Annotated in this window: 17 protein-coding genes and 2 tRNA genes; 14 read left to right on the plus strand and 5 right to left on the minus strand. The window is 63.5% G+C overall.

From position 1 onward, the window contains the following. Positions 1-7 precede the first annotated feature (7 nt). The 9 genes from C41B8_RS12395 to pnp all read left to right on the plus strand — a co-directional run bounded on the left by C41B8_RS12395 (position 8) and on the right by pnp (position 10,303). Positions 8-92: transfer RNA gene (locus tag C41B8_RS12395), tRNA-Leu, on the plus strand. Between the two features lie 1,160 nt (positions 93-1,252). Then, a tRNA-Met gene (locus tag C41B8_RS12400) sits at positions 1,253-1,329 on the plus strand. 73 nt (positions 1,330-1,402) lie between these two features. After that, positions 1,403-1,864 carry a ribosome maturation factor RimP gene (locus tag C41B8_RS12405; RefSeq protein ID WP_037338635.1) on the plus strand — a complete coding sequence of 154 codons (462 nt, stop codon included), beginning with the start codon at positions 1,403-1,405 and terminating at the stop codon, positions 1,862-1,864. A 65-nt stretch (positions 1,865-1,929) separates the two neighbouring features. Further along, complete coding sequence (gene nusA, locus C41B8_RS12410; RefSeq protein ID WP_037338638.1) at positions 1,930-3,456, plus strand: transcription termination factor NusA; 1,527 nt, start codon at positions 1,930-1,932, stop codon at positions 3,454-3,456. 64 nt (positions 3,457-3,520) lie between these two features. Then, positions 3,521-6,238: a translation initiation factor IF-2 gene (gene infB / locus C41B8_RS12415; protein ID WP_037338640.1), complete on the plus strand. Its 2,718-nt coding sequence runs from the start codon at positions 3,521-3,523 to the stop codon at positions 6,236-6,238. A gap of 8 nt (positions 6,239-6,246) precedes the next feature. Further along, positions 6,247-6,675, plus strand: a complete 429-nt coding sequence (rbfA, locus tag C41B8_RS12420) for a 30S ribosome-binding factor RbfA (RefSeq protein WP_037338642.1) — start codon at positions 6,247-6,249, stop codon at positions 6,673-6,675. Next, positions 6,662-7,585, plus strand: coding sequence for a tRNA pseudouridine(55) synthase TruB (truB, locus tag C41B8_RS12425; protein WP_037338644.1), 924 nt, complete (start codon positions 6,662-6,664; stop codon positions 7,583-7,585). The genes rbfA and truB overlap by 14 nt, the downstream gene beginning before the upstream one ends. A 226-nt stretch (positions 7,586-7,811) precedes the next feature. Beyond that, entirely contained in the window at positions 7,812-8,081 is a 270-nt protein-coding gene (gene rpsO, locus C41B8_RS12430) for a 30S ribosomal protein S15 (RefSeq protein WP_037338647.1), read from the plus strand. 98 nt (positions 8,082-8,179) lie between these two features. Next, positions 8,180-10,303 (plus strand): polyribonucleotide nucleotidyltransferase, encoded by a 2,124-nt coding sequence (gene pnp, locus C41B8_RS12435; RefSeq protein WP_037338650.1) that lies wholly within the window; start codon positions 8,180-8,182, stop codon positions 10,301-10,303. A gap of 897 nt (positions 10,304-11,200) precedes the next feature. On the opposite strand, the gene phaR is transcribed toward pnp, so the two are convergent. The 3 genes from phaR to cysZ form a co-directional block, all read right to left on the minus strand. Then, entirely contained in the window at positions 11,201-11,734 is a 534-nt protein-coding gene (gene phaR / locus C41B8_RS12440) for a polyhydroxyalkanoate synthesis repressor PhaR (protein WP_051883466.1), read from the minus strand. Between the two features lie 361 nt (positions 11,735-12,095). Beyond that, complete coding sequence (gene dksA, locus C41B8_RS12445) at positions 12,096-12,539, minus strand: RNA polymerase-binding protein DksA (protein ID WP_037338651.1); 444 nt, start codon at positions 12,537-12,539, stop codon at positions 12,096-12,098. 148 nt (positions 12,540-12,687) lie between these two features. Beyond that, on the minus strand, positions 12,688-13,461 hold the full coding sequence (cysZ, locus tag C41B8_RS12450) for a sulfate transporter CysZ (RefSeq protein WP_051883467.1): 774 nt from the start codon (positions 13,459-13,461) through the stop codon (positions 12,688-12,690). Positions 13,462-13,568: 107 nt separating this feature from the next. Between cysZ and C41B8_RS12455 the strand changes: the two genes are divergently transcribed. Next, positions 13,569-14,264 (plus strand): glycine zipper 2TM domain-containing protein, encoded by a 696-nt coding sequence (locus tag C41B8_RS12455; RefSeq protein WP_051883468.1) that lies wholly within the window; start codon positions 13,569-13,571, stop codon positions 14,262-14,264. 64 nt (positions 14,265-14,328) lie between these two features. Here the strand turns inward: C41B8_RS12455 and queF are convergent, their stop codons facing one another. Continuing rightward, a complete protein-coding gene (gene queF, locus C41B8_RS12460) occupies positions 14,329-14,718 on the minus strand; it encodes a preQ(1) synthase (RefSeq protein WP_037338654.1) in 390 nt (129 codons plus the stop codon). A gap of 127 nt (positions 14,719-14,845) precedes the next feature. Between queF and smc the strand changes: the two genes are divergently transcribed. The 4 genes from smc (at position 14,846) to C41B8_RS12480 (ending at position 22,329) form a co-directional block, all read left to right on the plus strand. Beyond that, entirely contained in the window at positions 14,846-18,364 is a 3,519-nt protein-coding gene (smc, locus tag C41B8_RS12465; protein WP_037338656.1) for a chromosome segregation protein SMC, read from the plus strand. 301 nt (positions 18,365-18,665) lie between these two features. After that, positions 18,666-19,616, plus strand: coding sequence for a cell division protein ZipA (gene zipA, locus C41B8_RS19660; protein ID WP_051883469.1), 951 nt, complete (start codon positions 18,666-18,668; stop codon positions 19,614-19,616). Further along, on the plus strand, positions 19,613-21,736 hold the full coding sequence (ligA, locus tag C41B8_RS12475; RefSeq protein ID WP_037338659.1) for an NAD-dependent DNA ligase LigA: 2,124 nt from the start codon (positions 19,613-19,615) through the stop codon (positions 21,734-21,736). Before zipA ends, ligA begins: the two co-directional genes overlap by 4 nt. Positions 21,737-21,927: 191 nt before the next feature. Continuing rightward, the gene (locus tag C41B8_RS12480) at positions 21,928-22,329 is read left to right on the plus strand and encodes a hypothetical protein (protein WP_037338662.1); all 402 of its coding nucleotides are present in this window, start codon (positions 21,928-21,930) and stop codon (positions 22,327-22,329) included. A gap of 27 nt (positions 22,330-22,356) precedes the next feature. Here C41B8_RS12480 and C41B8_RS12485 read toward each other — a convergent pair. Further along, a partial coding sequence (locus C41B8_RS12485; protein WP_156962522.1) for a TonB-dependent receptor domain-containing protein occupies positions 22,357-23,090 on the minus strand: 734 nt, incomplete at its 5' end.

A 23,090-nucleotide genomic window follows, 5' to 3' on the forward strand; every position in this document is an offset into this window, starting at 1 on the left:
CGATTTTGCCGACGTGGTGGAATTGGTAGACACGCTGTCTTGAGGGGGCAGTAGCGAGAGCTGTGCCGGTTCGAGTCCGGCCGTCGGCACCATCTAAAGCCGTGTCCTGTTTCAGGGCGCGGCTTTTTTTTGTCCATCTCCGCGTAGTCCGGGCGATGGCGGTGCGTTGGCGTTCCCGGATCGGCGGCATTTCGCGTCGGTAGTCCGCCGCTGAATGCAGACAGCGCAAATGGCGGACCGAGTTTTTCGACCGCCACGGTCCCGGGCACCTTTTGAGCTGTCTCTCCGTTTCTGAAGACGTGTATCCGCCGATTGCGCAGATTACACAGATGGCCGTTAAGCGTTTGGGCAACAAACAGGCCGTGGCGCGGACGGCTAAATGCGCTTCGTCGTCAACGAGAGTTTTGGATTTGGATGTTCTCGCTAGCTCTGCCGCCAGTTAGCGTCTCGAATGCGCTACATCGCGAAAGCGCAACCTCATCTGTGTAATCTGCGAGTCGTTTTCCTCGCCGAACGAAGTCCGGAACACACAACGGCGCCCTGCATCAACCAAGTCGACACCCGCTCGCCATTTGCTTCATCTGCGTTCATTGGCTGACGGAGCGCGCAACGTATTCGGTTTTCAGGTGTGTCGCTTCGTTCCTTGAGACATCGATCCGCGGATCGATGCAGATTTACGCAGCTGAAGCGGTTAAGCGTCGGCGGCGCTATGAGCCCATGGCGCGAACGCCAGCGTGCGCTATGCCTCGTCTCGCTGCCAAACTGCGCTTGGCGCGGACTCCCACGAAACCTCAACAGACCATAGGCCGCGAAAACCCGGTCGGCGATCTGCATTGTCTGCGGGTGGCCTCTTAGAGGAAGGAGGTCCCGAAAGCCGAAAGACGCCTGTTCCGATGCCGTCTCGTGAGACGGAGCAGGTGCGTTTGTTCTGCGGTATCCGGCGCGATGTCGTAATCAACGGCAACGGGGCCGGAAGACATTGATCCGAGAACGGAGCTGCCGGCGGCGCGGACACCGCGATGAGCCTGGCGGCAAAGGGGCGCTCCGACGTCGCCATCGCCCGTCATGCCGGGCTTTGCGACACTTGTGAAATAAACTCGCAATAAAAGGCTTGCGTCTACCGGTGTCTATGGTAATCTGCGCCTCGCGTTGACCGATTGGACAGCCAATCGGGCGGGCTTCAAAAGCAAGTCGAAGCAAATTTCGCCTTGCAATTTAGTCCGCAACTAGATATAGTTTCGCGCTCATCGGGTGCGGGGTGGAGCAGTCTGGCAGCTCGTCGGGCTCATAACCCGAAGGTCGCAGGTTCGAATCCTGCCCCCGCTACCACAACTGGTTATTGAAAAGCCCCCGATGTGGGGCTTTTTTGTTGGCGACTCATAATCGCCGAGTCATCACGTCTATGCCGCACCGCCTGCACAAGCTGCTCGAGCCCGTAGTAACCGATCTGGGTTATGAGTTGTGGCACCTGGAATCGGTGGGTGCCGGCAAGAACGCCGTATTGCGTCTTTATATCGACTCGTCCGAAGGCATCGGTATCGAAGACTGCGAAGCGGTAAGTCACGAGGTCAGCGCGGCGCTGGACGTGGCCGACGACGATCGTGGCGACAGTTATCAGCTCGAGGTCTCGTCGCCCGGGCTGGATCGCCCGCTTGCCAGTGCAGCGCATTTCGAGCGCTTCATCGGCGAGCGTGCGCGCGTCAACATGTTCGCGCCCGTAGCAGGGCAGCGTAAATTCAAAGGCCAGATTCGCGCCGTAAAGGGCGAGGTGGTTGAGTTGGCATGCGATGACGCCACATATGACCTACCTATTGGCGATATGGCCAAAGCGCGACTGGAGCCGGTATTCGACAGCGACGATTAAGGCGACGGATTTGGCCCGCAACGGCTCGTCAAGGGTCGGCGTAAGAGAAACACTCAGGTGGTGTTATGAATAAAAATGTCCTTTTGGTCGCCGAAGCGGTATCGAACGAAAAAGGCGTCGATCGCGAGATCATCTTCGAGGCGATCGAAGCGGCCCTGGCCTCGGCTACGCGCAAGAAACACGGTGGCGAGATTGCCGTGCGCGTCGATGTCGACCGTAAGACAGGCGATTACAAAACCTATCGTCGCTGGCTCGTGATCGATCCGGGCGCCGAGGGTGAAGACGGTGAACCCGTGTTCATCGAAGCGCCGGAGCGCGAGATCTCGCTTGAAACCGCGCGCGAAACGCATCCCGAAGTCGAAGCCGGCGAATATATCGAAGAGCCGATGGAGTCGGTCGAGTTCGGGCGCATCGCCGCGCAGGCGGCCAAGCAGGTTATCGTGCAGAAAGTGCGCGAAGCCGAGCGTGCTCAGATCGTCGACGCTTACAAGCACCGCGTGGGCGAGCTCATTACCGGGCTGGTCAAACGCATGGAGCGCGGCGCGGTCATTCTGGATTTGGGCGGCAACGCCGAAGCGATTATCCCGCGCGATCAGATGATTCCGCGCGAGCCCATGCGTCCGGGTGATCGCGTGCGTGGATATCTGTACGATGTACGGCCCGAGCAACGCGGCCCGCAATTGTTCGTGTCGCGCAGCAAGCCCGAGTTTCTGATCGAGTTGTTCAAACTGGAAGTTCCCGAAGTCGGACAAGGGCTCATCGAGCTGCGCGGTGCGTCGCGTGATCCGGGGCTACGTGCGAAGATCGCCGTACAGGCCAAGGATCGTCGCATTGACCCGGTCGGCGCCTGCGTCGGAATGCGCGGATCGCGCGTACAGAGCGTATCGAACGAGCTGGCCGGCGAGCGTATCGATATCATCATGTGGAACGAAAATCCGGCGCAGTTCGTGATCAACGCCATGGCGCCGGCGGATGTGGAATCGATCGTCCTCGACGAAGATTCGGGTAGTATGGATCTGGCGGTTGCCGAGGAATCGTTGGCCAAGGCCATCGGTCGGGGCGGGCAGAATATCCGCTTGGCATCGGAGTTGACCGGCTGGAAGCTCAACGTCATGACGCTCGAGGATGCGGACGCGAAGAGCGAGGCTGAGGGCGAGCAGCTTCAGGCCATGTTCCGCGACCAGCTCGACGTGGATGACGAAGTGGCGGTCATCCTCGTACAGGAAGGTTTCACTTCCACCGAGGAAATCGCCTACGTTCCCGAAGCGGAGCTGCTCGAGATCGAGGAATTCGACGAGGATATCGTCGACGAGCTTCGCAGCCGCGCCCGCGATTATCTGCTGTCCAAGGCAATTTCGAGCGCCGAGGGTGGTAGTGCGGAGTTTGATGCGGATCTGCTCGAAGTCGACGGGGTCGACGAAGAGTTCGCGGGTCAGTTGGCCGCGGCAGGCATTAAATCGCGCGACGAGTTGGCCGAACTCGGCGCCGACGAGCTCATCGAGCTGGTCGAGATCGATGAGAAAGCCGCTGGCGAATTGATCATGGCCGCCCGTGCGCACTGGTTTGCCGACGAGCAGGCCAGCGCAGAATAATAGGGCGATAAGACAGACGGATTGCCGGCGCGAACAACGCGTGGCACCACGGAGTAAGCAAAATATGGCGCAAACGACAGTCAAACAGCTGGCATCGGAAGTCGGTATTCCGGTGGAGCGACTTGTCTCGCGCTTGGCCGAGGCGGGCGTGTCCGCTTCGTCGGCCGACGATCAGATCAGCGACGACGATAAACTCAAGCTGTTGCGTCACTTGCGCTCGGCGGAAAGTAGCCGGTCGGGTGGAAAGCTGGGTGCGAAGCGTTCGAGCGTGTCCCTGCGACGCCGCTCGACGTCCGAGCTCAAGGTAAACACCGGGCGTGGTGGATCGTCGGGACGCACGGTCAGCGTCGAGGTGCGCAAACGCCGGACCTATGCGAATCGGGGGCAGCAGTCCGACGATGAGCAGGCTCCGGCGCGCGCGCCTGAAGCCGAGGCGAGCGAGATCACGCAAGAGCAGGCCGAGGCCCAGCGCGTAGCCGAGCAGGAACGCGCGGAAGCCGAGGCCGCCGAGCGTGCCCGCCGCGAGGAAGAAGAACGCAAGGAGGCCGAAGAGCGCGCGCGTCGCGAGGAAGAAGAACGCCAGCGCGCTGAAGCCGAAGCCAAGCGTCAGGCCCAGATCCAGGCACAGAAGGAAGCCGAGGCTCAGGCCAACCGCGAAGCCATGGAGCGTGAACGTGCGCGCCTTGGCGTGCGCGTGGACGCCGCGCGCTCCCGGGCGCAGGAAAACCTGCGTCGTGCCGCGGAAAGCCATGGCCGGACCGAAGAAGACGTGGCGCGTGAACGCGAGCGCGAACGCGCCGCGCGCGGACAAGCCCAGCCTGCTAACGCCGCGGGCGATGCCGGCAAGGGCAAGGGTAAGTCGCGCAAGGAACTGCATGTCGCGGAAGGCAAGCAGGGCCGGCGCAAGGACAAGAAAAAGCGTGGCGGCGGCCGTCGACAGAAGAATGTCAACGTGGCTACCGAGCACACTTTCGAGCGGCCGACTGCGCCGGTTGTGCGCGACGTCGAAATCCCGGAACTCATCACTGTGGCCGATCTGGCACAGCGGATGGCGGTCAAGGGCGGCGAAGTGCTCAAGCGCATGATGAAGCTGGGCGTCATGGCGACCATCAACCAGACGGTCGACCAGGAAACCGCGCAGATCATCGTCGAGGAGATGGGGCACAACCCCAAGCCTGTGAGCTCGGAAACCGCCGAGGAAGCGCTGGCCCAGGAAGTACGCGCCGAAGAAGATCAGGTCGAAGGCGTCGCCCGTGCGCCCGTGGTTACGATCATGGGGCACGTCGACCACGGCAAGACCTCGCTGCTAGACTACATCCGGCGGACCAAGGTGCAGGCCGGCGAAGCCGGTGGCATCACGCAGCATATCGGCGCCTATCACGTGAAGCACGACAAGGGCGCGATCACGTTTATCGATACGCCCGGCCACGCCGCGTTTACCCGCATGCGGGCGCGTGGCGCCGAAATCACCGATATCGCGATCCTTATCGTGGCCGCGGATGACGGCGTCATGCCGCAGACCAAGGAATCGATCCAGCATGCGCGCGCGGCGGGCGTACCGATCGTGGTTGCGGTGACCAAGATGGACGTGTCCGGCGCGGATATCGAGAAGGTCAAGTCGGGTCTGGCGAGCGAAGATCTCATTCCCGAAGATTGGGGCGGCGACATCCAGGTGGTCCCCGTTTCCTCCAAGACTGGCGAGGGTGTCGACGATCTGCTGGACGCGGTGCTGCTGCAGGCCGAAGTCAGCGAATTCAAGGCGCCGATCGACGTCGCCGCGCGCGGCGTGGTGATCGAGTCGAGCCTCGAGACGGGCCGTGGCCCGGTCGCGACGATTCTGGTCAAGGCGGGCAAGCTCAAGCGGGGTGACAGCATCCTCGCCGGGCCGCACTACGGCCGCGTTCGCGCGATGTTCAACGAGCTCGGCGAACAGGTGAAAGAAGCCGGCCCGTCGATTCCGGTCGAGGTGCTCGGTCTTTCGGGTACGCCGGAAGCCGGCGACGATGCCTTCGTTGTGGCCAACGAGAAAAAGGCCCGCGAAATCGCTGCCCAGCGCGAGGAACACCAGCGCGAGTCGAAGCTGGCCCAACAGCAGGCGGCTCGGCTCGAGGAAGTGTTCTCCGCGATCGGCGAAGACGGCCCGGCCGAGAGCAAGGATCTCAACCTGCTCATCAAGGGCGACGTGCAAGGCAGCGTGGAAGCGCTGGTCGAGTCGTTGCGCAAGATCCCGAGCGAAGAGGTCAAGATCCGTATCGTGTCGAGCGGCGTGGGCGGTATCAGCGAGTCGGACGTGGAACTGGCGCTCGCGTCACAGGCGATCATCATCGGTTTCAACGTTCGTGCCGATAACAAGGCGCGCAAGACGATCGCGGAAACCGGCGTGGACGTGCGCTATTACAGCGTGATCTACGAAGCGATCCAGGACGTCACCGACGCCGTCAGCGGTCTGCTCGGTACCGAGCTGCGCGAAGAGATCATCGGCCTAGCCGAGGTTCGCGACGTGTTCCGCTCGTCCAAGCTCGGCGCGATTGCCGGTTGTGTGGTCGTCGACGGCGCCGTGGTGCGAGGTCAGCCGATCCGCGTGCTGCGCAATAACGTGGTCGTCTACGAAGGCGAGCTCGAGTCGCTGCGTCGTCACAAGGACGCTGTGGACCGCGTGCCGGCGGGTACCGAGTGCGGTATCGGCGTGAAGAACTACAACGACGTGAAGCCGGGCGATCAGATCGAGGTGTATGAGCGCACCGAGGTGCAGCGCAAGGTCGCCGATACCGAAACGGCCTGATATCGGTAATGGCACGAGAATTCTCACGTCGTGAGCGTGTAGGTGAGGAACTCAAGCGTGAGCTTGGGATCCTCATCACCACGCAGGTCAAGGATCCGCGGGTGTCGTTGGTGACCATCACCGATGTCGATGTGTCCCCGGATCTGAAACACGCCAAGGTGTACGTCGGCAATTTCGACGTGACCGCGCCTGCCGAGAAGTCGGCGGAGGCCGTCGAAGGGCTGCGCGCGGCCCGCGGTTATCTGAAGAAACAGCTCGGCAAACGGCTTCGTCTGCGCGTAATGCCGGATCTCCGCTTCGTGGAGGACGCCACCGAGCGCGAGGCGCAGCGCCTGGACCAGATCATCTCCAGTGCGGTGCGTGAGGATCGCGCGAATGCAGAGTCCGCCGAGCCCACGGACGAAGACTCGACAGACCCGGATCGTGGCGCGTCGTAAAAAAGGACGTGACGTCGACGGGGTGATTTTGCTGGACAAGCCGTTGGGCTTGTCCTCGAATCACGCCCTCCAGCGCGTCCGACGCGCTTTCGACGCCCGCAAGGCCGGCCATACCGGCAGTCTCGATCCTCTGGCCACCGGCTTGTTGCCGATATGCCTCGGCGAGGCAACGAAGCTCTCGTCCTATCTGCTGGAGTCGGACAAGCATTATCGCGTCACCGCGCGGCTCGGATACGAGACCACGACCGGTGACGCCGAAGGCGAGATGTCGCGTGCCAGCGATGTCGATATGCCGACGGGCGTTGCGCTCGATACCCTGCTGGCCGGCTTCGTGGGCCCGCAACAGCAGATTCCGCCGATGTATTCGGCGCTGAAGGTCGACGGCAAGCCCCTTTACGAATATGCCCGCGAAGGACAGACGATCGAACGCGCGCCGCGGCCGATCACCGTCCATTCTGTCGAGCTCGTTGAGGCCGGAGACGGCCGACTCACGCTCGACGTCGCCGTGAGCAGCGGCACGTACGTCCGTACGCTGGTCGAGGACATCGCCCGGGCCTGGGGCGGCTGTGCCCACGTCGCGGCGCTGCGCCGGACCCGGGTTGGCCCGTTGGGCTTCGAGCGGCCGATGATCGATCTCGAGCAGATCGAGTCCGCGGCCAACGAAGATCCCGCCCGGCTCGGGAATTGGTTGCAGCCGATCTCGTCCTTGATCGCCGATTGGCCGCGGGTACGGCTGGATTCCGAGCAGACAGAGGCTGTATTACACGGTCAACGCCTGCGTGGCGACTGGGAAGCCGGCGACACATTGGTCCGGCTGGAGTCGGATGACGGTCTGCTGCTCGGGCTCGGGCGTTGTGAAATCGAGGGCGAATTGCGGCCGAAGCGCCTGTTTGCGCGCCCACAGCCGTAAATGCGCCTAAATCCCCTAAGATAGTGGGCGGCATCGGTTGTGCCGTGGCCACTTCGCCGCTAGAATACGCGCTCCATTGAATCCGGCGGTCCATTCTTAACAACTGGCCGCGCACGGGCTTTTTCCAAACGGTGAGCTGAACGTCGACTTGGCCCCGGTTTGGAAAAAGCCAGACTGCATCACAATCCAGTTGTGCGGACTCGCCAAAACAACTCCAGGAGTGATTATGGCTCTGTCGACGCAAGAAAAAGCCGACGTCATCGAGAAATACGGACGCGGTTCGAACGACACGGGTTCGCCCGAAGTACAGATCGCGCTGCTGACGACTCGCATCAGCCAGCTCGGCGCTCATTTCGACCAGCACAAGGGCGACCATCATTCGCGTCGCGGCTTGCTGAAAATGGTCAATCGTCGCCGCAAGCTGCTCGATTACGTCAAACGTCATGACGCCAATCGCTACAAGGCGATCATTCAGGACCTGGGTCTGCGCCGTTAAACGCGCGGTCGGTTCCGATTGATCGTACGAAGCGCCCCTCGGGATGCCCGAGTCGGGCGCTTTTTTGTTTTCGAAAGCAGGAAGTCAGGAAAAAATACGTGAGTAAAGTAGAAGTCACCAGCCGGCAAACCTTCCAGTACGGTGAGCACAACGTCACCCTGGAAACCGGTGAAATCGCGCGCCAGGCAGACGGCGCGGTCATGGTCAGCATGGGCGACACCGTGGTTCTCGTGACCGCGGTGGGCAAGAAGGAAGCCAAGCCCGACGCCAATTTCTTTCCGCTGACCGTCAATTATCAGGAACGGACCTACGCCGGCGGCAAGATTCCGGGCGGGTTCTTCAAGCGCGAAGGGCGCCCGGGCGAGAAGGAGACGCTGACCTGTCGTCTCATCGACCGGCCGATCCGTCCGCTGTTCCCGAAGGGCTTCTATAACGAAGTCCAGATCATCGCGACCGTGATGTCGGTCGATCCGGAAATCGATTCGGACATTCCGGCGATGATCGGTGCCTCGGCCGCGCTCGCACTGTCCGGCATGCCGTTCGACGGCCCGATCGGCGGCGCGCGCGTCGGCTACGCCAACGGCGAATACGTGTTGAATCCGAGCGCGACCCAGCTCAAGGACAGCGACCTCAACCTGGTCGTCGCCGGTACCTCCGACGCGGTGCTGATGGTCGAATCCGAAGCGAAGCAGCTGTCGGAAGAGATCATGCTGGGTGCCGTGTTGTTCGGCCATGAACAGCTGCAGGCGGCCATCAAGGCGATTTCGGCGCTGACCGCCGAAGCCGGCAAGCCGGCCTGGGACTGGCAGGCGCCGGCCAAGGACGAGTCGCTGGCTGAAGCCGTGGCGCGCGTTGCCTCCGACGACGTCACCGCCGCCTACCAGATCGCCGATAAGCAGGAGCGCCAGGCGCGCCTGGGCGAGATCAAGGATAAGGTGGTCGAGGAACTGGCCGCGGCCGAAGGCGAGGATGGCTATGCGTCCGAAGACGTCAAGGCCGCTCTGGGCGACCTCGAGAAGAAGACGGTACGTTCGCGCATCCTCGAAGGTCAGCCGCGTATTGACGGCCGCGACACCCGCACCGTGCGCGATCTGACGATCCGCACCGGCGTGCTGCCGCGGACTCACGGTTCCGCGCTGTTCACCCGTGGCGAGACGCAGGCGCTGGCGGTGGCCACGCTGGGTACCGGCCGCGATGCACAGCTGATCGACGCGGTGGAAGGCAAGTATGAAGATCCGTTCATGCTGCACTACAACTTTCCGCCGTACTGCGTCGGCGAGACCGGCTTCATGGGCAGCCCCAAGCGCCGCGAGATCGGTCACGGCAAGCTGGCCAAGCGCGGCATCATGGGCGTGCTGCCGGACCTCGAAAACGAGTTCCCCTACGTCATGCGTGTGGTCTCGGAAGTCACCGAATCCAACGGCTCGTCGTCGATGGCCTCGGTCTGCGGCACCAGTCTGGCACTGATGGACGCCGGTGTGCCGATCAAGGCGCCGGTGGCCGGCGTGGCCATGGGCCTGATCAAGGAAGGCGACAAGTTCGCCGTGCTCACCGACATCCTGGGCGACGAGGATCACCTCGGCGACATGGACTTCAAGGTGGCGGGCTCCAAGAACGGCGTCACCGCGCTGCAGATGGACATCAAGATCGGCGGTATCACCCGCGAGATCATGGAAGTCGCGCTGGATCAGGCCAAGGAAGGCCGGATGCACATCCTCGGCGTGATGTCCGAGGCGATCGACGCCCCGCGCAAGGAAGTCTCCGAGTGGGCGCCGCGCATCTTCACGATCAAGATCGACTCCGAGAAGATCCGCGACGTCATCGGCAAGGGCGGCGCCACCATCCGCTCGATCACCGAGGAAACCGGGGCGTCCATCGACATCGAGGACGACGGCACGATCCACGTGGCCGCAGTCGACAAGTCGGCGGCCGATCTCGCGATCAAACGGATCGAGGAGATCACCAAGGATATCGAAGCCGGTCAGATCTACGAGGGCAAGGTCGTTCGCATCGTCGACTTCGGCGCCTTCGTTAATCTGGCGCCGGGCCGTGATGGTCTGGTCCATATCTCGCAGATCGCCCAGCATCGGGTCGAGAACGTCTCGGACGAGCTGTCCGAAGGCGAGATGGTCAAGGTCAAGGTTCTGGAAGTCGACCGTCAGGGCCGTGTGCGCCTGTCGATGAAGGAACTGGCTGAACCCGAGGAAAGCGCCGAAGAGTAATTTCGCTTCGGCAGCGAGCCATAACGGCAACGCGAAGGGCGCCTCTCCGGAGGCGCCTTTTTTATGGCTCTTCGCATATTAGCGGGCCGATGCAAAACCGGATCATGGTCTCGGCTGGATGGTTAGGTGGGCTGCGGTGCCACCGTTCACGGAATACGCTAAGCCCTAATGCGCCGCGTCTGTATTCCCGTCCCGTTGTGCGGCGACGGCGAGGCGTGGTGTCGGCGGGTGTCCGGCGCACGGCGCCGGTGCGTCCAGCCTGTCTGAGCATCGCCAAAGCGATGCGCCATTGTCATCGACCAGGTGGGCGCATCCCGCCGGCACCACGCCTCGCCGTGAACCGGCGAAGCCAGCGCTGTGCCGGGTGCTCTTCTCTTGGTTACTTCTCTTGAGCAAGCAAGAGAAGTGACTCGCGCTGCAGCGCGAAACCAAAGGCCGGCGAAGACCCGCAGGTTAGACTGTTCGAGTGCGAGGTCGGAGGGGCTGACCCATTGCATGGCTTAGTCGTATCTACCCATGCCTGAACCCCCGGGACTCGCCGGAATCATGGCCCCACTAACCCGCGATGAACCTTTTTTTATGGGGTTCGCGTATTCACAAGGCCATGGCGCCCTGTGAATCGAGACGCTTCAGGTATGGCGCCTGAAGAAATCCGCGAAGAACTTTTGATGCGCGCGGCCGCCGAATGAGCGGTTCATGTTCAGGGCGAGAGCCCTGAAAACTCCGACGATGGGATCGTGACCATAAAAAAAGCCCCCTTGGGTAAGGGGGCTAAGTGCGAGAAAGGCCGTTAGGCCTTTCGGAGGAGATTCGAGGGTCGCCTTGGCGACCGAGACCTAAGTATAGTACGACTTTCGTATAAATCAAGCAACGACGATCGGAAAATTTTTAGGGTTGTCAGTCCGATGAGCGAGCCTCGTGGCTATCGGGCGTGTCCGGGTCTTCGTCGGTCGTCTGTAACTCTTGAGGCGGGGATGCATCGCGTCGCGCCAGATTGGAAAGAAACTCGCGCCGCACACTTCGCCATATCGGCAACTGATCCTGCGACAGCTCACGTAGGGCGGCCAGCGGGGTGTTGGCGCCCAGTAAGCGGCGGAGGCGCCCTCGGAACTGTGACTGCTGTTCGTTGAAGAACTCCAGCGACAGTTCGAGATAGGAACTCATCGTGCTCTGCATCGAATCGCCGTAAAAACGGATGATGTTGCGTAACACCTCGGTCCGAAAGATCGGGTTTCCGCCTTCTTCCTGCTCGCTGATCACCTGCAACAGGATGCTGCGTGTGATATCGCGGCCGCTGCGCTTATCGACGACCTTGAAGTCTTCGTTGGCGATCACGAGTTGGCGAATGTTTTCGAGGGTGATATAGCGGCTGACTTCGGTGTCGTACAGCCGGCGGTTCGGATATTTCTTGATGATCCGTTCGGAGGGCATCGGCGTCTCGATTACGGCGTAGCGCGAGCATTGACGTCAGTGTGCCAGACGCTTGGCCAAAGGCCGATGATTCACGTTGGCGCAGTGTGCGCCTGCTGTGAACCCTGTCGCGGCATTTTTGAACGGCGGGACGATGTGATGGGAGTTCGAGCGAGCACGCCCGATCATGCGTTATCGCGTTCAAGCGAAGTATGGCGTGTGTAAGGCAACAGCCCGCGCGTCATACGGGCTGTTGCGTTCGCTGCTCGGGGCAGGCTGGGGCCGCGACCGTTTCCACCGCAACCGCCGCCGCAATCCGGCACGACGAAGCAAATACGACAGCGCCAGCCCGCAGCTCCGGCGACGAAGCCGCGGCCGGAATTCAGCGCCCGAGCTGGCGCTCCCGGATCTCGTCCAGGCTCTTGCAATCGACGCAGAGCGTCGCTGTCGGACGTGCTTCGAGACGGCGAATACCGATCTCCGTACCGCAAGTCTCGCAGAACCCGTATTCGTCACGATCGACGCGGGCAATCCCTTGATCGATCTTGCGAATGAGCTTGCGCTCACGATCGCGCGTGCGCAGTTCGAGGCTGAACTCCGACTCCTGGCTCGCGCGGTCGGTCGGATCCGGGAAGTTGGCCGCCTCATCCTTCATGTGATGCATGGTGCGGTCGACTTCCTCCATGAGCTCTTTTTTCCACTGCACGAGGATGCCGCGAAAGTGCTCGCGCTGCGCCTCGTTCATGTATTCCTCGTCCTCGTTCGGGACGTAGGGCGTAAACTCTTGAGGCGCGTCGAGTTTTGACGTGTTTTCCGTAGTCGCCATGGTGCTCTCGGGTCGACAAACAGCGCGTACCTTTAGCAAAAATGATGCCGCTGTGCAATCGAATCTACGCGAGTTCGTGGGTTCGGGCGGGTTTCATGCCTCGACCTGCGCACTTGTTCGCTCGATAGCGGGCAGGTGTTCATACATATCAACGACTGTCGTGGCCTGTTTTGACATCGATCAACGGATAATCGGTTTCCATATACAGCAATGTCGCGCCGATCACCGCAGCTGGCATCACGACGAGATTGGCCAGCGGAAGCGCCGTCGCCAACGTAACCACGCTACCAAACCCCAGGTGGCGCCATCCCCGCGCATATAGCCGCTGCATCTTGGCGTCGAACGGCAGCCCGCGGTTGGCCATCGGTTGGTCCAGATATTCGAATGCCAGCATGAAGGCGCCGAATACGAACCACAGCGGGGCGATCGCCAGATTGGCGACCGGGATGAACAGAAGCACCAGACTCACGAGGCCGAGGAGCGCGGCGCGCGAAGCGTAATAGCGCAGCCGGCGCAGCTCGCCGATCAACCCGTCCCACATTTCGCCGGCGATGCTCATGCCGCTGTTTGGCTCATGACCGGTGTGCAGTTTTTCGACGCGCGCCGAGAGCATGCCGTTGAACGGGCTGGCAATCAGATTGGCGAGCAGCGTGAAGAAGTAACAGAACGCCAGCGTGCTGATGATCATACCTAGCCACCAGAGCACGTCCTCGAGCCAGGCCAGCCATGTCGGCAGGCCCGCCAGCCAGGCGTTGAGCCAGTCGTTGAGTTGCCAGCCCAACAGTCCCATGAGCGCGACGATCAGAACAACGTTCACCAGCACCGGCAGAATTACGTAGCGGCGCAGCCCTGGCGCGGTAAGCAAGCCGAAGCCGCGGGCGAGATAGCTCGGGCCGATGATCAGTTCGCTGACGGGATTCATCTTTCGTTCGATTAACGCGTCCTAGAGTATCGCTCGCATTCTAGTGGTTTCAGCGTCGACAGGCGTTGAAACACCGGGTCGAAAGCCACAGCGATCGAGAACAAGACATGACTCAACAAACCCTGATTCGTGCTGCCGTGGTGGCGTTGCTCGTGCCTACATTCGCGCTGACCGCCTGTTCCAAAAGTAACCAGGATCAGGCCCAGAATGCACAGGCGCAGCTGCAGCAGGCGAACAAGAATCTCGAACAGGCTCAGCAGAATCTAGCCGAGGCGAAACAGCAGGCGGCCGAGGCCAAAGCTGCGCAAGAAAAACAAGCGGCACAGAAAAAGGTGACCGAGGCCGAAAAAGACAAGGCCGAAGCCAAGCAGAAGCAGAGCGAAGCCAAGCAGGCCTCGGAGCAGAAAACACGCCAGGCGCGCAGCGAAGCGCGTAACCAGGCCAAGAGCGAGTCCAAACCGGTGTGTAGCGATTGCGGCACCATCAGTTCCATCACGCCGATTCAGCGCAATGCCCAGCACGGCAGCGGTGTTGGTGCGGTCGCGGGCGGTGTGGCCGGCGGCGCGATCGGCAGCCAGATTGGTCATGGCGCCGGCAAGACGATCGCCGAAATCGCCGGTGCGCTCGGCGGCGCGTATGCCGGTAACGTGGCCGAAAAGCATATCCGCAAGGTGACGGTCTATCGGATCAACGTCGCGATGGATGCTGGCGGAACGCGTACGGTGACGCTGAATTCAGCCGACGGTATTTCGACGGGTACCCGGGTTCGTGTCGAGGGCAACAACCTCGCGCCATTGCATTAACCGTATACGAAAAAGCCCGCCTCATATGAGTCGGGCTTTTTCGTAAGCACGATTGCCGGTGCGGCTACGGCAGGTCGACGCGCGGCGCCGGCTGCCAGCCTTCGGCGCGATGCTCGGCGATGACCGTGGTGTCGATACCGCCGCGGACCCAGAATTCCGCCGTCAGGCGCATGAACCGGGGCGCGGTCGCGGCAACCAGGTCGGAGAGGATCTTATTGGTCACGGCTTCGTGGAACGCGCCTTCGTCCCGATAGGACCAGACATAGAGCTTGAGCGATTTCAGCTCGACGCAGGTGGCTTCTGGCACGTATTCCAGATGCAGCGTCGCGAAGTCCGGCTGGCCGGTGACCGGGCACAGACAAGTGAACTCCGGGATGCGCATACGGATCGTGTAATCGCGCTCCGGTGTCGGGTTATCGAAGGTGTCCAGGGAACGGCTCGGTGAAGAGGGCATGGTGCTTTGGCGTCGTGTCGAATAAGGGCGGCGCTAGGTTACACTAGCCTGCTTTGCACGCGTAGCGGTGGGGCAATAATGCGCGAAAGCCAGGGCATCACAACGGGTAGCGCGGACTAAAAGCCGCATGCGACTGACCCAGATCAAACTCGCCGGATTCAAGTCGTTCGTCGACCCGACGACGCTCTCGCTCGCGTCGAATCTAACCAGCGTCGTGGGCCCCAACGGCTGCGGCAAGTCGAACGTCATCGACGCGGTGCGCTGGGTCACCGGCGAATCGAGCGCGCGCCAACTGCGCGGCGAAGCGCTGGAAGATGTCATCTTCAACGGTTCGAATGCGCGCAAGCCGGTAGGCCGCGCCTCGGTCGAGCTTCGGTTCGACAACAGCGAGGGCAAGCTGGGCGGCCAGTATGGCGCGTTCGCTGAGATTTCGGTGCGGCGTGAACTCACCCGCGAGGGCGGCTCCAAGTACTTCATCAATAACACGCGCGCGCGTCGGCGTGACGTCGTCGATCTGTTTCTGGGTACCGGGCTGGGCGGGCGCAGTAACTATGCGGTGATCGAACAGGGCGCGGTCAATCGCTTGATCGAAGCCAAGCCCGAAGACATGCGGCAAGTGCTCGAGGAAGCGGCCGGCATCTCCAAATACAAGGAACGTCGTCGCGAGACCGAGAATCGCATTCGACACACGCGCGAAAATCTCGAACGACTCGACGACCTCATCTCCGAGATCAGCCAGCGGCTATCCACGCTCAAGCGCCAGGCCGCCAACGCCGAGAAATACAAAACCTTCAAGGCCGACGAACGCCGGCTGCGTGCGGAGCTGCTCACACTGCGCTGGCAGGAGCGCGCCGGTGAGGTCGAGGCCGCCGAAGCTACCTTGCGGCAAACCGAGGAACGGCTGCGCACGGCCATATCGGCGCGCCGGCAGGCCGAGAGCGCGCGCGACACGGCCAACAAGGCCCAGCAGGCCGCGATGACCGAGGTCCAGAACCGTCAGGCGGCGTTCTACGACGCCCAGGCGAACGTCGGTCGTATCGAACAGGCACGTGACCACGCTCGCGAAGTCGAGCAGATGCGCCAGCGCGAGCGCCAGTCCCTGGTGGACCGTTTGGACGGGCTGCGTCAGCGTCGCTCGGTCGACGGGGATGCCGATCAGACGCTGGTCGCGGAACAGCAGACGCGGCAACAGGAGCGGGATGCGGCGGCGGCTGAACTCGAGGCCGCGCGCCAGCGCTTGGCTGCAGCGGAAAAAGAAGCTGCAGATGCAGAGGCCGCGTGGGATGAATTCAACGCGGGCGAGCACAATCCGGTACAGCAGCTCGACGCCGAGCGCACGCGAGCGCGCTACGCCGTACAGCAACGCGACGCGCTGGCCGAGCGCGACGCGGCCCGGCGCGCGGAGCGTGAGCGTTTGCCGGCCATCGACGAATCGGCGTTGACCGGCGCCGAGCAGGACGTGGCCACGCGCACGCAACAGATCGAGGCGGATCGCAAACAGGCGGCGACCGCGGCCGAGGCGATCGAGTCGTTGCGCGCGGCGATTGCCGAGGCTGAGCAACGCCTCACCGCGCAGCGTACCGAGCTCGGTGAGCGTCAGGCAGAGCTGGCCTCCGAACGCAAAATGCAGCAAGCCGTGCTGCGCGAAGACGACGAGGCGATCAACGCCTGGCTGAGCGCGCGCGGGCACGGCCAGGCCGAAGGCGTGGCGCGGCGCGTGCGCGTGCGCGACGAATGGCGAGCCGCCGCCGAGGCCGCGCTCGGCCCGTTGCTGCGCGGCTTCACCGTGGCGGATCTGGCCGGCGATGCGTCGCCCGACGCGCCCGATTGGCCCAACGAACCGGTCACGCTGATCGAGGCCGAGCGCGATCTATCGGTGGCCTCCGGCGATGCACCGGGCGGGTTCGCCTCGCTGGCCGAGGGTATCGAGGGCCCGGCCGCGATCCGTGCCGCCGCCGCCGATGTGTTCGTGGCGCCGGACCTCGCCCAGGCACTGGCGGCTCGGACCCAGCTCGGCGCGCAGCAATGGCTGGTGACGCCCGATGGCTGCCGCATCGGACCGGGCAGCCTCACCACGCCGGCCCCCGAATCGGCCGAGCGCGGCGTGTTCGAGCGCGAACAACGGATCGCCGCGCTGGAAGAGGCGGTGCGCGACCTGACCCAGCAGCGCGATGCCAGCGAAGCAACGCTGACCGAGCGCCGCGAGCAGCTCGAAGCGCGCCGAGCCGAGGCCAGCGCCCTGGACGGACGGATCGGCCAGGCCCAGCGCGAACTCGAAACCCAGCGTGCCGAGCTCGAGGGCCAGAAACTGCGCGCGGAGCAGACGCGCCGGCGCAATGCCGAGATCGAGGCCGAACTGGCGGATCTGGCCGAGCAGTACGCGCAGGCACGAGACCAGGCCGAGGCTGCAAATGCGCGCGTGGCCGAACTGGAAACCGAGGCCGAGCGTTTTGCCGCCGCGCGCACTCAGGCACGCGAGACGCTGGCCGCGACGCGTAAGAAGCGCGATACGGCGCGTAGCGAAGCAGCCCGGGCCGAGCGCCGCGTCGGCGAGCTGGATGCCGCCCTGGCGAAACTGGCCAGCCGGCGCGAGAACCTCGCCTCGCGGCTCGCCGACACCGATCATGCCGTCGAGGACGTGCGCCAACAGCTCGAACGCTTCGACGCCGACGCGCCCGATGACGACATCACCCACGATTACAGCGCCGAAGACCTGAACGCCGCTCGCGAAACGCAGGCGACGGCCGAGCGGGAACTGCGCGCCGCGCGTGACGCGCTCAAGACACGCGAAAGCGAGCTTGAAAAAAGCGCGCAGGCCACGATGAGCGCCGAGCAGGATGTCGACGCCGCGCGCGACGCGTTGCAACAGGCCCGGGTGGATGTCGAAACCGCCGGCGTGCGGCGCCAGGGTGTAGTCGAGCAGCTGTCGGAATTGGGCGAGGCTCCGGCCGATATCGCCAAGACGTTGCCCGAGGAGGCGACGATCGAGGCCTGGCAGGCCTCGATCGAAGCCGTCGAGCGCAAGATCGCGCGCCTTGGGGCGATCAATCTGGCGGCGATCGAGGAATACGATGAGGTCGCCGAGCGCGAGAAGTATCTGGGCGAGCAACGTGCAGATCTGTCGGAAGCGTTGTCGACGCTCGAGCAGGCGATCGCCAAGATCGACCGCGAAACGCGCCAGCGCTTCAAGTCGACCTACGATCAGGTCAACAGCCGCTTCTCGGAAATGTTTCCGCAGCTGTTCGGGGGCGGCGAGGCCGCACTCGAACTCACCGACGAGGATTGGCTCACCACCGGTGTCCGGGTCATGGCCCGCCCGCCCGGCAAGCGCAACGCGTCAATCCAGATGCTGTCGGGCGGCGAGAAGGCGCTCACCGCGGTGGCGCTGCTGTTCGCGCTGTTCGAACTCAACCCGGCGCCGTTCTGTATGCTCGACGAGATCGACGCGCCGCTTGACGACGCCAACGTGTCCCGCTTTTGCGAGCTGGTGCGCAAGATGTCGGCACAGGTTCAGTTCATTGTCATTACGCATAATAAACTGACGATGGAATTGGCCGAGCAGCTACACGGCGTGACCATGGCAGAACCGGGCGTCTCTAGGCTGGTGAGCGTCGATATCGATCAAGCGCTGGATCTGGCGGGCTAGAGTCTTGTTTGAGAGCAACACAAGCCAACCCCGGCAATCCCCGCGTCGTGCGCGAACGAATGTGGCGCCGGGCGTCGGGTTCATCGTAATCGCGGTTTCCGCCATGGGTAATAGTCCGCAATCCCGTACGGGGATTTACTCGTGTAGGCTCCCTATATTGCGCCCGCGACGCCGCGGCCTGGCGTCGGGTGGTCGCGGGAACGGGATATCGCGAAACATCATCAGACCCCAGCGCAGCTGCAACCGACCTTAAAGCAGCCGCCTCGTCGACGGCATTTCATCCACTTTCTTTTCGTCGCCTATGTCTATCGTGCAATGGCTCGTTCTCGCTCTCGTCATCCTCGTTGTTGCGGGGGCGTATTGGTATATCCGGCGCCAGGGCGGCGGCGATCCGTGGCGGGATATGGAGGAACCGGCCGACGGGGCGGGGCATGACGAGCCCGCTAGTGGCGATTCTTATGTGGTGGGCGTACGCACCCTCAATAAGGAAACACCGGCCGACCGCAAGGCGGCGGCGGAGGCCGCGCGCGCCCGTCAGGCCGAGCAGGCAAGCGAGCAGACGCCCGAGGCGGATCGTACCCGCGCGGTGCGCCAGCCCACGGCGGTACGACGCCGCGCGGTGAGCCGCACGACGGCGGTGTCGACGGACGATAAGCCGTCGCAGGGCGAGACCCAGGTGCGCTCGAGCGAGGCGGAGCCGCCGCGCGGCGCGGACAGCACGGAGCCCAACGAGCCCGAACAGACCACGGTCACGACCGAAATTCCGCCGGCGGCCACCGAGCGTGTGGAGATGGTAGCGCCCGAACGCAGCGAGCATTCGCAGCTGTTCATGCTGTACGTCGCGGCACCGGAAGGCCAGACGTTCGACGGGCCGGATATACATGCCGCACTCGCCAAAGCCGACCTCAAGTTCGGCCTCAACGACCTGTATCATCGCGTTACCGAAGTTCATGGCGTCACCGAATCGGTGTTCTGTGTCGCCAATATGCTCAAGCCGGGCACGCTCGATCCGGTGGATCAGGATCAACTATCGACGCCCGGGTTGACCCTGTTTCTGCTCGTGCCGGCGCCGATCGAGGGGCGTCCGGCCATGCGCGACATGATGGAGACGGCGAACCGGATCGCGACCGCACTGGGCGGCCACGTGCTCGACGACAACCGCGCGCTGCTCAAGGCCCAGACCGCGCAGTACATGCTGGATCAGATCGCTGAGATCGACCGTCGGGCACGGCTCGGCCAGCGGCGTCGATGAGCGGCGATATCCCGGCCGCCAAGCGCCAGCGCGCCGAGCAGCTGGCGCGGGAGCTGGCCGAACACAATCGGGCGTATTACATCGAGGCCGAGCCGACGATCTCGGACGCCGAATACGATCAGCTGTTTCGCGAACTGGAAGCGATCGAGGCCGAGTATCCGGCGCTTGCGAGTCCCGACTCGCCCACCCAGCGCGTCGGCGCGCCGCCCGTGGACGAGTTCGAGTCGGTGGACCACGCGACGCCGATGCTGTCGCTGGCCAATTGTTTCAACGATGAGGAGCTGGCGGAGTTCGATCGACGCGCGCGTGAAGGCAGCGGCCGGGACGAGCTGGTGTATTGCGCCGAGCCGAAGTTCGATGGCACCGCCCTCAATCTGCGCTTCGAAGCGGGCGTTATGGTACGCGCCACGACCCGCGGCGACGGCGTGACCGGCGAGGACATCACGGCCAACGCGCGCACCATTCGCAATCTGCCGCTGCGGCTGGCGACCGACAACCCGCCGGATTTCATCGAGATCCGAGGCGAGGTCGTGCTCGCACGCTCGCGCTTCAACGAACTCAACGAACGCCTCGAACAAGCCGGCCACAAGACATTCGTGAATCCGCGCAACGCCGCGGCCGGCAGCTTGCGCCAGCTCGATTCGCGTATTACGGCCACGCGGCCGCTTGCCTTCATGGGCTACGGCATCGGCCGCGTCGACGGCGCCGAAATCACCGACAGTCTTTATGAACAGCTCCAGCTGCTGGCCGACTGGGGATTCAGCATCAGCCCGTACGTCGATCGGGTGACCGGCCTGGCGGGCTGCCGTGCCTATTACGACGCCATGGCTGCGCGTCGCGCCGAGCTCGACATCGAGATCGACGGCTGTGTGTTCAAGGTCGACGACGGCCCGAGCCGCGACGAACTCGGCTTCGTCGCCCGCGCGCCGCGCTGGGCGATCGCCCGCAAGTTCCCGGCCGAGGAGATGACCACGCGGCTCAACAGCGTCGAGTTCCAGGTCGGGCGCACCGGCGCGCTCACGCCGGTCGCCAAACTGGAGCCGGTGTTCGTCGGCGGCGTGACCGTCTCCAATGCCACGCTGCACAACATGGACGAAATCACGCGTAAGGATATTCGCGTGGGCGATCTAGTCGTCGTACGGCGGGCCGGCGACGTGATTCCGGAGGTCAAGGAAGTCGCCGAGCGTGGGGCAAACGCCACGCCGATCGAGCTGCCTGCGGCCTGTCCGGTCTGCGGGTCGGCCGTCGAACGCGTCGAAGGCGAGGCCGTTGCCCGTTGCACGGGCGGGCTGGTCTGTGCCGCGCAGCGGCGCGAAGCGCTCAAGCATTTCGCTTCGCGCAACGCCCTCGACATCGAAGGCCTGGGCGATCGCCAGATCGAAGCCTTCGTTTCCGAAGGGCTGCTGCATTCGCCGGCTGATATCTTCTCACTGGCCGAGCATCGCGAGAGCCTGGTCGAGCGCGAGGGCTACGGCGAAAAATCGGTGGCCAATCTGCTGGCCTCCATCGAAGCGTCGAAGGAAACCACGCTCGAGCGCTTCATCTTCGCGCTCGGAATCCGCGAAGTGGGCCAGACGATGGCACGCGACCTCGCACGGCATTTCGGCAGTCTCGAAGCGTTGCGCGCCGAGGCCGAGCGTTACCACCAGCGATTGGCGGACGTGCACGCCCAGTACCCGGACAACAAGGCGGCACGCGACCGGGCGATGGTCGCCGAAGGCTTGCAGGCCGTGCCGGGCGTGGGCGCACGGGTGGCGCAGTCGATCGCGGACTTCTTCATCGAGCCGCGCAACGTCAAGGTGATCGACGCCCTCATCGAAGCCGGTGTGCACTGGCCGACGGTGGATGTCGACGCCAGCGCGCAGCCGCTCACCGGCCAGACGTTTGTGCTCACCGGCAGCATGGAATCGCTCACCCGCGAAGAGGCCAGCGACCGGCTCGAAGCGCTCGGCGCGCGCGTCACGTCGAGTGTGTCCAAGAAAACCGATTACGTCGTCGCGGGCGAGCGTGCCGGCAGCAAACGAGACAAGGCCGAAAAACTCGGCGTGGAGATCCTCGACGAAGCAGGGCTGCTGGCCTTGCTCGATCAACACGCGGCGGGCAGCGCGCCGGACGCTTGAGCTTCGCCCGGCGAGATCGCGGCCGGACAGGCAGAGCCAGGGCTGATTGATCCGGTCGGTGCCGCGCTTCGGCCGGGAACGCAGCGGCGGGCTTGAACAGGCCGTGACAAGCGGCTCTTTGCGCCGCCGGCTTGCCGCATATGCGGCAAGATCGTAGGCTAGCGCGTCGATTCCAATACAGGATAAGCAGGGTGGCGCGAAGCTGGCTTGAGGTCACAACCGGGGAAGTCCAGTCGCGGCTGGAGACGAACGATCGCCTGTCCGAGCGGCGTGAAGCCATGGCGGAACAGGCCTGGTCGATGATCGACGGTTGGGTGGCGGAAGTGTTCCAGAGCGCTGCCGAGCGCATTGGCCGTCGCGAGTTCCGCGTGGCCGGCGACAGCGAGTATGCTGTCGCCCGTTGTGGCATCTATGCCCCCGGCGCGGTCGAGCATGACCCGCGCGTCGCGTTCCATGAAGCCGAGTTCGATGGCTATCAGCCGTTGGTCGTGCTGCGACGCAAGGCCGAGGGCGCCGGCGCACCGGTGCAGACGCGCACGCTGCGGGTGAGCGCACTCGACGAGGCCGCGCTCACCGAATTCCTCAACGGCTGACCCGCGCCTCAACGCGTCATCGGCCCGCTACAGCCGGAATTTCAAACCAGCATAGATCGAGCGAGCCGGGGCCGGTTCGAAGTAGCGGCCGCCGTAGCTGTTGATGCGGATATTGTCGAAGTAGTCGTTATTCAACAGGTTGTCGACGCCGGCATAGACGGTCAGATGATGGTTGCCCGCCGGCACGGTCTTGCCGACGCGCGCGTCCACGACCGTATGCGGGGCTACGCGCGCGGTATTGGCGTCGTTGGCATAGATCGAGCCGGCCCAGTGCACGTCGATCGCGGCATAGCCGATATCCTGGCGATGCCAGGCCAGTTCGCCGAAGGCCGTTTGCTCGGGAATGCCGGGCAGGCGGTTGCCGGAATAGTCGTTGCCGTTTTCGTCGACGTAGTGCTGGTACTCGTAGCGGGCCACGGTATAGGCGAGGGTGGTCGACAGATGATGGCCAAGATCGAACGACAGTTTCGATTCGATGCCCTGTCGCCGTGAACGCCCCGAGTTCTGGTAGAAGGTCCGGTCGCCTTGCTCGGCATAGGCCGTAATGGCATCGCGGACTTCCACCCAGAACGCATCGACCTGATAGCGCCCGCGATGGCCGAATTCGCCCTTGGCGCCGATCTCGTAGTTGACGGCCTTCTGCGGCCCGAGCGTGGGATTGAACCCGCCGGAACCGTTCGGATTTGCGAATTCGGTAAAGAGATATGCTCGAAAGTGGTGTACGCGGGAGTTTGAATTAGGCGGCGTATCCGGCTGGAATG

This window comes from Salinisphaera hydrothermalis C41B8 (genome assembly GCF_000732535.1).
GTDB classification, from domain to species: Bacteria; Pseudomonadota; Gammaproteobacteria; order Nevskiales; family Salinisphaeraceae; genus Salinisphaera; species Salinisphaera hydrothermalis.

Coding starts and splice junctions, on each gene's coding strand:
- C41B8_RS12405 (WP_037338635.1), top strand. CDS start 1,403: ATGCCGCACCGCCTGCACAAGCTGCTCGAGCCCGTAGTAACCGATCTG.
- nusA (WP_037338638.1), top strand. CDS start 1,930: ATGAATAAAAATGTCCTTTTGGTCGCCGAAGCGGTATCGAACGAAAAA.
- infB (WP_037338640.1), top strand. CDS start 3,521: ATGGCGCAAACGACAGTCAAACAGCTGGCATCGGAAGTCGGTATTCCG.
- rbfA (WP_037338642.1), top strand. CDS start 6,247: ATGGCACGAGAATTCTCACGTCGTGAGCGTGTAGGTGAGGAACTCAAG.
- rpsO (WP_037338647.1), top strand. CDS start 7,812: ATGGCTCTGTCGACGCAAGAAAAAGCCGACGTCATCGAGAAATACGGA.
- phaR (WP_051883466.1), bottom strand. CDS start 11,734: ATGCCCTCCGAACGGATCATCAAGAAATATCCGAACCGCCGGCTGTAC.
- dksA (WP_037338651.1), bottom strand. CDS start 12,539: ATGGCGACTACGGAAAACACGTCAAAACTCGACGCGCCTCAAGAGTTT.
- cysZ (WP_051883467.1), bottom strand. CDS start 13,461: ATGAATCCCGTCAGCGAACTGATCATCGGCCCGAGCTATCTCGCCCGC.
- C41B8_RS12455 (WP_051883468.1), top strand. CDS start 13,569: ATGACTCAACAAACCCTGATTCGTGCTGCCGTGGTGGCGTTGCTCGTG.
- queF (WP_037338654.1), bottom strand. CDS start 14,718: ATGCCCTCTTCACCGAGCCGTTCCCTGGACACCTTCGATAACCCGACA.
- smc (WP_037338656.1), top strand. CDS start 14,846: ATGCGACTGACCCAGATCAAACTCGCCGGATTCAAGTCGTTCGTCGAC.
- zipA (WP_051883469.1), top strand. CDS start 18,666: ATGTCTATCGTGCAATGGCTCGTTCTCGCTCTCGTCATCCTCGTTGTT.
- ligA (WP_037338659.1), top strand. CDS start 19,613: ATGAGCGGCGATATCCCGGCCGCCAAGCGCCAGCGCGCCGAGCAGCTG.